Origin of the sequence: Mobilitalea sibirica (assembly GCF_015999265.1) — a bacterium.
Lineage (GTDB): Bacteria > Bacillota > Clostridia > Lachnospirales > Lachnospiraceae > Mobilitalea > Mobilitalea sibirica.
In genome coordinates, this window is sequence record NZ_JAEAGR010000006.1 from 130,754 (window position 1) to 145,174 (window position 14,421).

At 36.0% G+C, this 14,421-nt stretch carries 12 protein-coding genes and 1 other annotated feature; of the genes, 8 read left to right on the plus strand and 4 right to left on the minus strand.

From position 1 onward, the window contains the following. Nucleotides 1-170 precede the first annotated feature (170 nt). Together I5677_RS07850 and I5677_RS07855 are read left to right on the plus strand one after the other, a co-directional pair. Entirely contained in the window at nt 171-470 is a 300-nt protein-coding gene (locus I5677_RS07850) for a hypothetical protein (protein ID WP_197661022.1), read from the plus strand. Nucleotides 471-667: 197 nt separating this feature from the next. Then, nucleotides 668-1,354 (plus strand): SanA/YdcF family protein, encoded by a 687-nt coding sequence (locus tag I5677_RS07855; protein ID WP_330617875.1) that lies wholly within the window; start codon nt 668-670, stop codon nt 1,352-1,354. A 176-nt stretch (nt 1,355-1,530) separates the two neighbouring features. Here I5677_RS07855 and serS read toward each other — a convergent pair whose 3' ends face one another. Next, complete coding sequence (gene serS, locus I5677_RS07860) at nt 1,531-2,808, minus strand: serine--tRNA ligase (protein WP_197661023.1); 1,278 nt, start codon at nt 2,806-2,808, stop codon at nt 1,531-1,533. Between the two features lie 186 nt (nt 2,809-2,994). Further along, nucleotides 2,995-3,194, minus strand: a binding site (T-box leader). Between the two features lie 185 nt (nt 3,195-3,379). Between serS and I5677_RS07865 the strand changes: the two genes are divergently transcribed. Continuing rightward, nucleotides 3,380-4,063 carry a YjjG family noncanonical pyrimidine nucleotidase gene (locus tag I5677_RS07865; protein ID WP_197661024.1) on the plus strand — a complete coding sequence of 228 codons (684 nt, stop codon included), beginning with the start codon at nt 3,380-3,382 and terminating at the stop codon, nt 4,061-4,063. A 261-nt stretch (nt 4,064-4,324) separates the two neighbouring features. Here I5677_RS07865 and I5677_RS07870 read toward each other — a convergent pair whose 3' ends face one another. Both I5677_RS07870 and I5677_RS07875 read right to left on the minus strand, forming a co-directional pair. Beyond that, nucleotides 4,325-4,750, minus strand: a complete 426-nt coding sequence (locus I5677_RS07870) for a CBS domain-containing protein (RefSeq protein WP_197661025.1) — start codon at nt 4,748-4,750, stop codon at nt 4,325-4,327. 103 nt (nt 4,751-4,853) lie between these two features. Continuing rightward, on the minus strand, nt 4,854-5,804 hold the full coding sequence (locus I5677_RS07875) for a metallophosphoesterase family protein (protein ID WP_197661026.1): 951 nt from the start codon (nt 5,802-5,804) through the stop codon (nt 4,854-4,856). Nucleotides 5,805-6,022: 218 nt separating this feature from the next. Between I5677_RS07875 and I5677_RS07880 the strand changes: the two genes are divergently transcribed. Continuing rightward, entirely contained in the window at nt 6,023-6,991 is a 969-nt protein-coding gene (locus I5677_RS07880; RefSeq protein ID WP_243456527.1) for a D-2-hydroxyacid dehydrogenase, read from the plus strand. 148 nt (nt 6,992-7,139) lie between these two features. Here the strand turns inward: I5677_RS07880 and I5677_RS07885 are convergent, their stop codons facing one another. After that, entirely contained in the window at nt 7,140-8,447 is a 1,308-nt protein-coding gene (locus I5677_RS07885; protein WP_197661027.1) for an MFS transporter, read from the minus strand. 199 nt (nt 8,448-8,646) lie between these two features. Here I5677_RS07885 and I5677_RS07890 point away from each other — a divergent pair, with 199 nt between their 5' ends. The 4 genes from I5677_RS07890 (at nt 8,647) to I5677_RS07905 (ending at nt 14,375) form a co-directional block, all read left to right on the plus strand. Further along, nucleotides 8,647-9,957, plus strand: a complete 1,311-nt coding sequence (locus tag I5677_RS07890) for a helix-turn-helix domain-containing protein (RefSeq protein ID WP_197661028.1) — start codon at nt 8,647-8,649, stop codon at nt 9,955-9,957. A 115-nt stretch (nt 9,958-10,072) separates the two neighbouring features. Further along, nucleotides 10,073-11,899: an endo-1,4-beta-xylanase gene (locus I5677_RS07895; protein ID WP_197661029.1), complete on the plus strand. Its 1,827-nt coding sequence runs from the start codon at nt 10,073-10,075 to the stop codon at nt 11,897-11,899. Nucleotides 11,900-12,341: 442 nt separating this feature from the next. After that, nucleotides 12,342-13,112, plus strand: coding sequence for a DUF3221 domain-containing protein (locus I5677_RS07900; protein ID WP_197661030.1), 771 nt, complete (start codon nt 12,342-12,344; stop codon nt 13,110-13,112). 477 nt (nt 13,113-13,589) lie between these two features. Next, on the plus strand, nt 13,590-14,375 hold the full coding sequence (locus I5677_RS07905) for a SagB/ThcOx family dehydrogenase (protein ID WP_197661031.1): 786 nt from the start codon (nt 13,590-13,592) through the stop codon (nt 14,373-14,375). The last annotated feature ends 46 nt before the right edge of the window (nt 14,376-14,421 follow it).

The following is a 14,421-nucleotide window of genomic DNA, read 5'->3' on the forward strand; positions in this document are numbered from 1 at the left end:
AAGAAATCTTGTAAATCATAATTATGAGTATCGGATGATTATAAAAGTGGATATTAATTTATTAGAATGCTATAATGTGATTAATAATGGAGGGATTTAAATAAAAAATACTTAGATGTCAAATTCGGAATTTGGTAGTATAACATGCAGGTAATATTTAGGAGGACATAATGATATTTCAAAATACTGAGATTTATAATGTTGAAGAGTTGATCGAAGATAGGGAAAAGGGAGGTTATCGGCTTGCAAGGCTTCCAAAGAATATCATTGACTGGTTAAATCCGAATGCAAAAAAATCAGTTTTTTATACCTGCGGTTGTGAATTAAGGTTTAACTTACATTCGGATGAGGCAATTATATATTTACAAAGGGATCTAAGCGGACAGGATATCATGCCTTACGGCATTACAGAAGTATGGCAGGGAGATTATCAGGGACGTTATCTTATATTGACGGCAGCACTTGTATGACAAGGCTGAGCGGATTGTCCTCGGATGGAATTCATCCTTCCAATACAGGTATGGCAGAAATAGCAGAACAAATTTATAGGAAAATATCGGATTTCACATGACTATAAAGTTTGGTTTTAGACTATCATTGACTGTTATTATTATCTGAGAAAATAATGTTAACCCAACAAATAATGATAAAGCTAGGGGGAAAACCATTGGCAAAAAAACAGAAAAAGAATAAACTATGGAAAGTGGCCTTATTTCTATTTACAGGAACTTTATTCATGATTGTAGCGCTAATATCAATTAATCTTTATGTGAAAACCACCGTCAGAAAAAAGATAATCCTTCCGGAAGAAGCGAGTGGCTTAGAAGCTGACTGCATAGTGGTACTGGGAGCAGGGGTCTGGAGTGATGGAAGACCCAGTCATATGCTGGAAGACCGCCTCTTACAGGGGATCGACTTATATCATGCAGGGGCATCGAACCGACTTTTAATGAGCGGTGATCATGGCAGAGCGAATTATGATGAAGTGAATACTATGAAAAGTTTTGCGATGAATAGAAGTGTCCCGTCTAAGCATATCTTTATGGATCATGCAGGGTTTTCAACCTATGAAAGCATGTATCGTACGAAAGAAGTTTTTCAGGCAAATAAAATAATTATCATTACACAGGAGTATCACTTATATCGTGCTTTATATATTGCTGAAAAACTTGGACTTGATGCTTACGGCGTGGCTTCTGATCCAAGATCCTATGTCGGTCAGGAGTATAGGGAATCCCGCGAATTCTTGGCTAGAATTAAGGACTTCTTTTATACAATTGTAAAACCTGCTCCTACTTATCTGGGAGAAGCAATACCTGTTAGCGGTAATGGGGATATTACAAATGACAAGTAAGGAATAAGATGAAGTACAATATTCCATAACTTGTTTGCGATTGAAATTTATATGTCCTTCAACCTATGTGTAAGAAATGTGCACCTACAAATGCTTTTGTATCAAACATTTGGGTGCACGTTAGTCTTTCTCTAAAGATTTCTTCGTATTTGCTATTTACATAATATGAGTTATCATTACTTAATTATTGTGTTACCACCCATATAAGGCTGTAATGCCGCGGGGATATTAACGGAACCGTCGGAATTTAAATTGTTTTCTAAAAAGGCTATCAGCATTCTCGGAGGAGCTACTACCGTGTTGTTTAAGGTATGAGCAAAATACTTACCGCTTTCACCGGTTACACGGATTTTCAGTCTGCGAGCCTGTGCATCACCTAAATTGGAGCAGCTGCCTACTTCAAAGTATTTCTTTTGTCTTGGAGACCAAGCTTCTACATCGATGGATTTTACTTTCAAATCGGCCAAATCACCGGAACAGCATTCTAAGGTTCTCACCGGAATATCCAGGGAACGGAATAAATCAACGGTGTTTTGCCAGAGTTTATCAAACCACATCATACTATCCTCCGGCTTACATACTACAATCATTTCCTGCTTTTCAAATTGGTGAATACGGTATACACCTCTTTCCTCCAGACCATGAGCACCCTTCTCTTTTCTAAAGCAGGGGGAGTAACTGGTTAGTGCTTGTGGGAGAGAATCTTCTGTTAATATAGTATCAATATACTTACCAATCATGGAATGCTCACTGGTACCGATTAGGTATAAGTCCTCGCCCTCAATTTTGTACATCATGGCATCCATTTCTGCAAAGCTCATAACGCCGGTTACTACTTCGCTTCGGATCATAAACGGAGGGATACAATAGGTGAAGCCGCGACTGATCATGAAATCTCTGGCGTAAGAAATTACTGCGGAATGAAGTCTTGCGATATCACCCATCAGATAATAAAAGCCATTACCGGCTACCTTTCTGGCACTTTCTAAATCAATGCCGTTAAATTTATCCATAATATCTGTATGATAGGGGATTTCATAATCTGGAACCGCCGGTTCACCATAACGCATTACTTCAACATTTTCGCTGTCATCCTTGCCAATCGGAACACTGGGATCGATGATGTTAGGGATTGTCATCATAATATGTTTGATTTTTTCTTCTAATTCACTTTCTTTTGCTTCCAACTTAGCTAAACGTTCTGAATCTGCAGTTACCTGTATTTTTAGTTTTTCAGCTTCCTCTCTCTTTCCTTGTGCATAAAGACCACCTATTTCTTTGGAGATTTTGTTTCTCTCAAATCGTAAGTTATCAGCCTCTTGCTTTGTATTTCTGTTTTCTAAATCCAAGGCAATCACTTCATCAACCAGCGGAAGCTTACTCTCCTGAAATTTATTTTTGATGTTTTGCTTTACGATTTCAGGATTCTCCCTTACAAATTTAATGTCTAGCATGATTTTCCTCCTTAAAATAATGTATATTTTTATTTAAATGAGACATTAATTATTATTTTATAACAAAAGTAGATGTAATATAAATTAACTTTTATATTCTTCCCAAATACATTATAAAATAATATTATTTAGCAAACGAACTAAAAACGGAGATAATAAAAAAATCCTCTCTTACCCATACATATACAATGGGACGAAAGGAATCCGTGTTGCCACCCAAATTGCCGATATGAAACCGGCCACTCGTTCGTAGGATAAAGGGTACGAACCTTCCGGCTTATCGCCGGCAGCTCCAAAAGTGGAAAGATTTAACCTTTCGCCGATTCGCACCAACCATCGGCTCTCTGAAGAAATGCATAAATCGTAGCTTTTATCATCGCTTGTTTAACAGTTTTATTTTTTCTTATTATATAGCCTATTATGTGATTATGCAAGAAAATTCTAGAAAAACTTATTATATATATCATTACAGACATCATTACAGTAAAGAATCAGTTGCATAAGAGAAGGTTTTTTTGATAGGATATAGTTATTACAATAACCAGATAAATACCCGGAAAGGAATTTTCAGATGAATACTTACACAACCATATTGTTGGACGCAGATAATACCATTTTTGATTTTAACGCCTGTGAGGATGAGGCATTAAAGCAAACCTTCTTTAAATACGGTTATGCTTATAATGATAAAATAAAGAACCTTTATGAAAAAATTAATATTGATCTATGGAAACAATATGAGTTGGGGATTATGGATAGAGAAACGGTGATTTATACCAGGTTTAAAGTTTTGTTTGAGCAGATAGGAATTAAAGACGATGGAATCGCTTTTGAAGATGATTATCAGGAACTTCTAGGAATGCAGCATTTTTTTATTGAGGATGCCCCAGAGGTTATCCAGTATCTGCATAATAAATATGATCTGTATATCGTAACGAATGGTGTAACCGTTACGCAGTACAGAAGACTTAGAGAATCCGGTATTGACCAGTATATGAAAAAGATTTTTGTATCAGAGGAGACAGGCTATCAAAAACCGATGAAAGAATATTTTGACTATTGCTTTGAAAGAATAGAGAGTTTTGATAAAGATAAAACTATAATCATAGGGGATTCACTATCCTCAGATATCAAGGGTGGCAACAATGCCGGTATAGCAACCTGTTGGTTTAATTTAAAGTCTCAGAATAATGACATTGGTGTAAAAGTTGATTATGAAATAAATCGACTGGTGGATTTATATCAAATATTATAAAATATCTTTCTATAATATTTGTGCTCTACATGAGAAATTAGGTATATGAGTATGAAATTCTGTTTTATTATTAAAAAGCCGGACTATTTTAGATGGTTAATTTGAATACAGGATTAATAATGCAACATATACACAAAAGAAATGATAAGAAGTAATTAATAGAAGTAACAAAATAAGAAAAAACAATTATAAGAATAAAGAATAGAAAGTACGTATAATGATATTATAGATTGACTTTCTATTCTTTATTCTTTTCCAAGATTAACGGATATGTCCTCCTGGTTCGGAGATGTTTTTAAGAGCTTGTTCCGCACTGTTTTGCTCGGAAGGCTCCAAGGAAATATCTCCCAGAGCTACAATTCCGACAAGGCTGTTATTCTCGATGATAGGAAGGCGCCGTATCTGGCGATCACTCATTAATCTGGCTGCATCTCTTACATCCATCTCAGGACTTCCAACAACCAAATTGGTTGTCATAACATCACCAACACGCTGATGATTATCCTGTCCCGAAGCAACAGATCGAACTGCTATATCTCTATCTGTTACAATACCGATCACTTTATCATTCGTACATACAGGAATGGAGCCGCAATCATATTGTTTCATAAGCTGAGCAGCTCTTTCAATTGTATCATCGGATCTTAGACTGGCAATATCCTTTGACATAATATCTCTTACTTTCATAGCATTCACCTCCATTGTTAGATTACCCATGGGAGGTGAATTTTATAAATTAAATTATTATCTTTTAAGTGGAAACAATAATTCTAAATCATCGAAATAGTATTTAATCATCATCCTCAATTTCTGTACAATTTGATTTATAATCATTATATACGGGATTATTTTTGCAATCGTATTTTTCAATCGGTTCCGGTCCTCTCACAACATTTCGTTCAATACGCATTGTTCCGTTCAAGTCTGCTGTAATTCTCCAATCAACCATAAGGATTTGATTGTCAATAATTTCTATACCGGGAATTCCTCTTGTATTAATACAACAGCCAGTGTTAAAGTAGGGAAGTTCTTGGTTTTTTGGAAATTTAGGTCTATGGGTGTGACCGCATATTAGCATCATTTTATTCTTTTTGATCCATTTTAGATAATTTTTCTCTACCTTATGTCGTTTATAATAGTTTCTTGCAGGACTGGAAGGGTTTTCGAAACCGACGATGTGCATAAAACGCCAGAAATACCTGAGAAGTAACATGGATAATTTCCAAAACTGATCATTCATGAAATCACCCTGATGCCCGTGTACGGTTAATATCTCCTGGCCGGTTGTTTTGTTTTTTAACAAAAGAGCCTCCAGAGGACAGATACCTTTAAAGAGTTCTACCCGTTTCTGATTATATTCATCATAAAAGCTGTAATAGTTTTCACGGACAAAATCCTTTGATTTTAAGTAAATATTATGATTGCCATATAACATAATCAACCGATTATCATCAAAGAATTTTTTAAGGGCTATAAAGATATCCTTGTGGGCTAAACGGATATGCTTAAAATGCGGATGCTCCCAAAGCTCATCGCCATCCCCTGCTTCCACATAAGTATAACCGTTTTCATAGTAGTAATTTAAGGCATGCAAAAAAATGTGCTGATTTCTGGTAAACTCATCCGAGACACTGTCATCGCCACGGTGTACATCGCTAAAGAAGATATACTTTGAATTCATGTCAAAGTTCACGACTTTTGCGCTTTTATAAGCTTGTGTTAACCGTTTATCTGTTTTCAAAGCCGAATTCCTCGCTTTTTTTGTATTTATTCCAAGTATTCATACCTAATATTATACAGATACTTAACTAGGTTATGCAGGATTATGCTATTTTATATAGTTCTAATAAAGAATATAGAATACTACAAATAGAAGCAGGTCATTCATCATTGACAGTCTTTTATGCTTATGTAAAAATTATTAATGTAGCCTATAACTGACTGATAAGGAGATTGCAATTGGATAATCGTATCGAGATTTTAGTTATGACAAATAGTATCTTTCCTATGAAAGAAGAATATAAAAGAATGATTGAAAATACAACATCGATGATTTCTTTAAACGTAAGAAAGCACGATGAAGTAACCATGGAGATGGTACAGAAAGCGGAGATTATTTTTGGATGGCCGAGTAAAGAACAGCTAAGGGAAGCCAAGAATTTAAAGTGGCTTCATCTACCCAGCGCCGGTGCAGATCGGTTTGTTGATAAAGAGTCTTATTGTAATAAGGAGATTGTATTAACCAATAGCAGTGGTGTATTTGGCTTACCCATTGCAGAACATGTCTTTGCTATGATACTTTCCTATAATCGTAAGCTTCAGGAGTATGCTTACCAAAAGGCAGAAAGAAAGTGGCAGGGGGTTAGTGGTGAAAGAGATTTTTACGGTTCCACGATAGGAATAATAGGAATGGGTGATATCGGCACTGAAGTGGCAAAGAGGGCGAAAGTCTGGGGGGCCAATGTTCTTGGAATCAAAAGAACAATAACCGAAACACCGGAATATGTTGATCGGATTTATAGCACGGAGGAGATAGATAAAGTATTAGCAGAATCTGATTATATTGTACTGGCCCTACCAAGTACGCCAAAAACCCAAGAAATTATATCGGAAGAGAAATTAAAGATTATGAAATCGGATGCTTTCATAATTAATGTAGGCAGAGGATCACTAATAAATCAGGAGGCTTTGATTAAAGCCCTTAAGGAAGGCTGGATCGGGGGAGCGGGAATCGATGTTACCACGCCGGAGCCCTTACCAGAGGATAATCCGCTATGGGAACTGCCCAATGTAATTATAACCCCACACTCTTCAGGTGGGTCGCCGTCCAACGATAAAAGAAGAATGAATATCTTTTTAGATAATTTAAATCGATATTTGAAACATCAACCACTCAGAAACACGGTTGATTTTAGGGAAGGCTATTAATATATAGGACTTGATGTTTAATTGTAAAGCAGAATGATAAGGGGATGTTTCAAAAAGTTAAGATGGGAATATGATTTTACCGTAATGCACTGTTTGAGAGGTAAAATATATTCCCGTTATTATTTTGAAACAGCCCTCTTTGACTGCTTTAATACTCCTGCATAGCCTTACTTTTATACATAAACAGGGCGGATAGGATAAAATAAAAGCCGGTGATAAAGAACAGGAAGTAAGCAGGAATAATCTCCATTGTAACTCCGGCTAGGATAATACCAAGGGGCATTAGACTGGAAGAAATCATGGCTAATATACCCATAACCCGGCCCAGCATGTGCTCTGGAATAGACCTTTGCGTTACAACCTGTAACGGAAGATCTACTAATAACAAAAAGAAAGCAAAAGTGACGGCCATAATAAGATACAGACTAAAAACAACATGAGTGTTAAGCCCGCTTAGGAAACTTAGTCCGGGAAGACCCATGATAATTAATGAGGCTCCCATTCCTATAATACCTCGGGTTAGGTCTTTTCTTTTTTTCTCCTTTTCCGGAAGCTTTCCAATCACTATTGCAGCGAATAACATACCAACGGAAAACGCACCTTCAATCAAACCATATTGGATAGAGGACATTTTAAGGGTATTGATAACTAGAAAGGGAAATATAACGGTAAGGCTTGCAGTAATTAAAAAGTTAAAGGTCATGGAGAAGGGTATCAGTCTACATAAGACTTTATTGGTTTTTATATAAGCAAATACTTCTTTGATATCCTCGCCTATGGATTTCATACTCATATTACCGGTAGGCTTTTGTTGGTTTGTGGAGCTGTTAAGATTAAAGTTAATAAATAACTCTGAAATTGCAGATAACAGAAAGGATACTCCGTTAATAAACAAAAATAAATTGATAGAAACAAAACCGAATACCAGACCTGCAAGTATTGGTCCCAATACCTGACTACCTGAATCAATAGCACGATTATAAGAGTTTATCTTAACAAGATTATGATCGTAAACCAATCGAGGAATAGCAGCTGAAAAACAGGTATTGAAAAAGGTACTGATGATAGCCAGGAGCAAAGTGGCTATATAGATGAAAGGAATTCTCAATCCATAAAGAAAACTTAAGGTAAGAAGAGCTAATACGACAGTCCCGCTTAAGAAATCCAAAATCACGATTAATTTTTTCTTATCTACCCGATCAGATAATGAGCCGGCTACCGGACTTAATATTACTCTTGGCAGCGTGCCGATTAAAATGCTGAGAGCAAAGGACATTCCTGACCCGGTCACTCTTAAAATATAAAGAGATATAGCGAAGGAATAGATATAAGTACCAAGTAAAGATACAGTCTTACCCAATGAAAATAAAATTAAATTAAACTTTTCTTTAGAACTATTAATTTCATAAGGAAGTGACAATCCATTAATCTTTGTGTTTTCATATTTTGTATCCAAAATTCACACACTCCTTTTCAAAATGTTAAATTAAATTAAACTTTATAGTTGTATTATATGGAAATATATAATGTTTGTCAACAATAAAATTAAATTTAATTAAACATTATTCTGTAGAATGCAATATAAGTATATTTTAATATTGATTGTTTAAGATATTTTTACTATAATTAAGATATTATGAATGGAGGATGGCGATATGGCTATTAGTTTAGGTGAAAAAATTAAATTATTAAGAAAAGAAATGAAAATGACACAGACGGACTTAGCCGGCAACGAGATGACAAAAAGTATGTTAAGTCAGATTGAGAACAATAATGCTATGCCTTCTATGAAAAATCTACAATACCTAGCTGCGAGGCTGGGGAAACCGGCATCTTATTTTTTAGAGGACGGTTCCTATCAGGATAATCTTTTGGTGGATGAGATTCATGGGAAGTTAAAAAAAGTATCATCCATGATTGAGAATCATAAGTATTCAGGTGCAATCACTTATCTTGAGGAAATCAAAGATCAATATAGCCTGGATAAGAGCAGTAAGCTCTATGCAGATTTCTTATCAAAATACGGGGAATGCTTAATTGAACTGGAACACTATGAGGAAGGTAAGAATTATATATCACAAGCAGTAGCTATCTTCAAAAATAAGTATCTTTATATCGATGCTGCAAAAACATATCAATTATTAGTCGGAATACCCTGGAAGAGTTTTGACTATACAAAATGTCTGATGATTATTGAGGAAGCCGATGTCATATATGAAAATTCTATCAATAAGGATTATGCCTTTGAGATAGAAACCTTATATATTCGGTCTATTCTATATGCAGGCTTGGATCGATTAGAGGAGAGTATAGCAGTAACATTGAAAGCTTTGGACATATCGAAGCAAACAAAAATTTATTATAAATCTGATGAATTATATAAGAATATGGCCATATTAAATCTGTTTATGGATAGGACAGATCATTTTGATGAGCATTTAACCAAAGCAAAGCAATTTGCTGAGTTTAGCGAAAATCTATGGGGAGTGGCCAACATACAGGGGATTTACGGAATGCGTGAAAATCTAATGGGAAATCCAAAGAAGGCGTTGGAATATTTTATACAAGCCATAAATTCTATTGGTAAAGGCGCACCAATTATCCGATCTGAAATGGCCATGTCATATTATACTTTAGGAGAGTATAAGAAAGCATTGGAGATTATCAATGAAATAAAAGATCCAGAATACACACCATTTAAATTCGATTATCTGATTTTTTGGAGATATAAAACCTTCGAAGGCCTTTGTCTTACTAAACTGGGAAAACACAAGGAGGCCAAGCAGGCAGTATTAATAGGAATCGAAAAGATGAAGATCGTAGGGGAAACTAAGACTCTCGCAGAAGCATATCGGGCTCTAAGTGAAATATATTCAGAAACAGGGGACTATGAGAATGCCTTCTCAGCCCTAAAAACTGCGAATAAAATTGATGAAACCGCACAGAGGAATAAGCTTTACTATTAGATGATTTATTTGTATAATAAGAGTGATTGCTAAACCCTTTTAGCAAGTGAAAGCTATGGACTTCATAGCAAATAATACTACATAAATTATAATTTTAAGAAAGGATATCAAAAAAATGAAGACGCTTTATCGATTTAAGCAAAAGCTGGTGTTTCTTTGCTTTCTAAGCTTAGTCTTACCGGTAATTTTAACGGCTTGTAGCAAGGATAATACTGGAGGTAGTACCGATAACGAAGGTAATAATACCGTGAAACAAGAAACAGAGAACCTAGATACGAATAATGCAGAAGACGATATCCAAACCAATCCGGGGAAAGAGGATAAAGAGGAAGAGGATAAGAAGGAAGAAAATGAAGCAGTAGATTATAAATGGCCTGAGGATTTTTCTTTATATGAAGCTTATGAAGATGATTTCCTTTTGGGAACCATATACACAGATGCCAATACAAAAGGTCTCGATATGGAACTAACCTTAAAGCATTTTAACGCTATAACCCCGGAAAATCTTATGAAACCGGAGTATATGCAGCCAACGGAAGGAAATTTTCATTATACTCAATCGGATAAGATGGTGCAGTTTGGCCAAGAACATGGTCTGGTTTTAATTGGACATACACTGGCATGGCACAGCCAGAGCGGAAAATGGCTAGGAAGAAATGTTAGCAGAGAAGAGTCAATAGAACAGTTACGTAGCCATATAACAAATATTGTAGAAAAATACAAAGGGCAGTTTGCGGCATGGGATGTCGTGAATGAAGCAATTAATGACGGAGTCAGACTTCCGGCTGACGGCGATTGGACAAAATGTCTTCGCCAGACACAATGGCTGACTTCCATTGGACCGGATTATCTTGAGATGGCATTTACCTTCGCCAGAGAAGCAGACCCGGATCTTAAATTATATTACAATGATTATAACTTAAACAGCAAGGATAAAGCGGATATAGTATATGCCATGGTAAAAGACTTTAAGGAAAGAGGCATTCCGATTGACGGTATCGGTATGCAGGGACATTATAATACGCAAACGTCAATCGGGACCGTGGAATATAGTTTAAAGAAATTCTCTGAGCTGGGTGTTGAGGTAAGTATAACAGAGCTGGATATTACGGTGAATGATGCCGCTCCTAACGGTCTTAGTGAGGAACAGGAAAAAGAACAGGCAATTGTATATGCCCAGTTATTTAAGTTGTTTAGGGAATATAAGGATATGATTGAAAGAGTAACCTTCTGGGGATATGTAGACCACAGGAGTTGGAGAAGCGATCGATTTCCCTGTCTGTTTAATGAGGATTTTACTCCGAAGGAAGCAGTATATGCGGTTCTAGACCCGGAGAAATATCTTGAGCTCAACCAGAAACCAGAGGAAGAGGTCGTGGTAAAAGCAGCACAAGCGACTTATGGAACCCCTCAAATCGATGGTACAATCGATGATATCTGGACAAATGCGCCTAAGGCAGCTGTAAACAACCAGCTTACGGCCTGGGAAGGGGCTACTGGTAACGTACAACTTTTATGGGATGAGGGCTTTGTTTATGTATTATTTGACGTACAGGATAGTCTATTGAATAGCCAATCCTTCAATGCATATGAACAGGATTCTGTGGAGATATTCTTAGATCAGAAGAACGATAAGACGGCTTATTATGATGTAGATGATGGACAGTACCGTGTAAATTATGAAGGATTATCCTCCTTCGGCTCTAAACCCGACAAAGCAGGCTTTAAAGCAGCAGCTAAGAAAACTGATCACGGTTATCTTGTAGAAATGGCTATTCCACTTGTGGAAACAGCCAAAGAAGGAATGGTAATGGGCTTTGATGCACAGATTAATGACAGCAATGCAATGGGTATGAGGCAAAGTATTGCTAAATTCAATGATTTAACCGATAATTCTTGGGCAACTACAGAAAAATGGGGTGTTCTGGAACTGGTAAAATAATGTCGTAACGATATAAAAATATCTCCTATGGACCTTGGAATATTATACTAAGGGGCTATAGGAGATTTTTTTGAGTAAATAAGCTCATCCTATAAGTGTTAAACGTCATTTCAAGAGTATGAAATTCGCCTGGGATTACACTCATGGGATAGGTGCGAGAAGTTTATAAAGAAATAAACTTGCTTTAGAAAAACTCTTTATTAATACCGGCTATAAAATAGAGTGTTACCATTAGATAAATATCATTTAATTGATAAGGAACGTTTTTCTGATATCATTCGTCTATATATTATAAAACAAAATCTAATACCGGAATAAGTGAATATAATAACAGCTTTATGTTCCATACTTTTAATGAATTATGAAATACTCTATTTTAGAAATAAGGTATGTCATCCGGGCAATGAAACTGATGTTAGAAGAATTAAAATGGAGGATGGTTATGAAAAAGTTAATCTACTTGTTGTTAGGGTTATTTATTATAGTAGGTATCAGTACAGGTTGTTCCAAAAAGGAATTATCAGAAGGGAAAGATTCAAAAATTTCCTTTGAGGCAACGATTATTGAAGCAGGAGAAAAAAGTCTGCTTGTAACTCCTGATTCTGAAAGTAATGAATACAAGTCATCGGATAAAATATCAATCAGCCTTTCCGATATGGAGATCACAGATAAGAAGGGGAATAACATTGAGACGGCAAAATTGAAAGTACTAGATAGGATAAAGATTTACTATGGAGGAGAGATTATGGAATCCTATCCTGCGCAGATTAGGGCAACGAGCATAGAGAGGATCGGAGTGAATGTATTGCTTGATGGATACTTAGCCTTAATTGATGATATCTATAACATAGATACCGGATTAAATCATGATATTACCACGATAGCCTTCGATACTACACAATGGAGTAATATTTCGCAAACAGAGAAGGAATTGATGTTTACACTGGTCCAAGAAGAATACGGTATGGAAGTGATAGAGGGAACCTTTGAGGAACTGGCGGAAGAGGGTATCATTGATAAAGAGAACCTGAACTTTGAAAAAGGTATCCTGATTAAGATTAGTAATATAGAGTATAATGAGAAAAAGAAGACGATTACCTGTGCAATAGAAAAATGGAGAAGCGGTCTCGGTGCAATTGGGGCAGAAGACGTAAAAGCCAAATATGATGACGGTGATTGGGATATTACTAAGCAGGGTAATTGGATTAGCTAATTATCCTTTTGAGGATATAATTATAATTCGTGTAACGTCTTCAGTATATATTGCTTCTTAAAAATTAAAAGTATCCAATAAGCAAAAAAACTAATACTTCTAAAATCATAAGTGATTCAAAATCTCTCTCTATTGTGTAGCAAAAAGAACAATTAATAAACGTTAGCGCGAACCATTATTAAAAATAAAACAAGAGGTAATCCACATACAAATCGGATTACCTCTTGTTTTCTATATTCTCGATCTCCTATGGCTTCTAAATCCTCATCAGTAATTTTATATAGCCTATGTTCTAACAGTAGTTATATATAACATCATCTATGCTCGGTTAGCTGATATATTATACTAATCTATCAACACCTGATTATTGGATAATATAAGGAATTATTCAATCTCTTGTTTTTTATATTAAACAGTAGTAGGATATGTTAATAAAAGCATTTAAATTAATTAAGGAACGAAAGGATACGATTAAAAATGGAAGACGACAGAATAAAACTAAGAATTATGGAATTAAGAGAAATGATGAAGGCGGTATCCAACGAAGGTGTAATTAGTGACCAGATGGAAGGCAAGCCTCAGCCGCCTATGGATAAAATATGCCAAGGAACGAAGATTATTCCCCTTAGCAGAAACTTTGAAGGAGTAATAAAGAAGAATGATTTTCTTCATTTATTAAACACAAGGACCAGTAAGAGAAGATATAGTGAGGAAGGGCTTACTCTAGAGGAACTTTCCTTTCTCCTATGGGCAACCCAAGGTGTGAAAGCGGTTGTGGGTAAGCAAAGAAAAGCTACTATGCGTACAGTTCCTTCCGCAGGTGCCAGACATCCCTTTGAAACATATCTCTTTATCAACCGGGTGGAAGGGTTGGAGCCCGGTATCTATCATTATCTGGCAATGGAACATAAACTGGAATATCTAAAAAAATTAGATAATCAAGCTGACAGAGTATCGGAAGCCTATTGCGGTCAGACCTTCTTTGGTAATGCACCGGCTAGTTTTGTTTGGACGGTATTACCATATCGAAGTGAATGGCGATATACAACGGATGCTCATAAGTACGCCTTACTGGATGCAGGGCATGTGTGTCAGAATCTCTATCTCGCCAGTGAAGCAATTGATTGCGGAACCTGTGCTATCGGTGCATATGATCAGGCACTGGCAGATGCCTTATTGGATCTAGATACAAATCCTTCTTATGAAGCAGAGAATGAATTTGTTGTTTATGCAGCTTCTGTTGGTAAAGTTTTTAGTGATTAAGTGGTAAGCTAAATTATTAGCTATAGATAAAGTCAGTAATAGAATT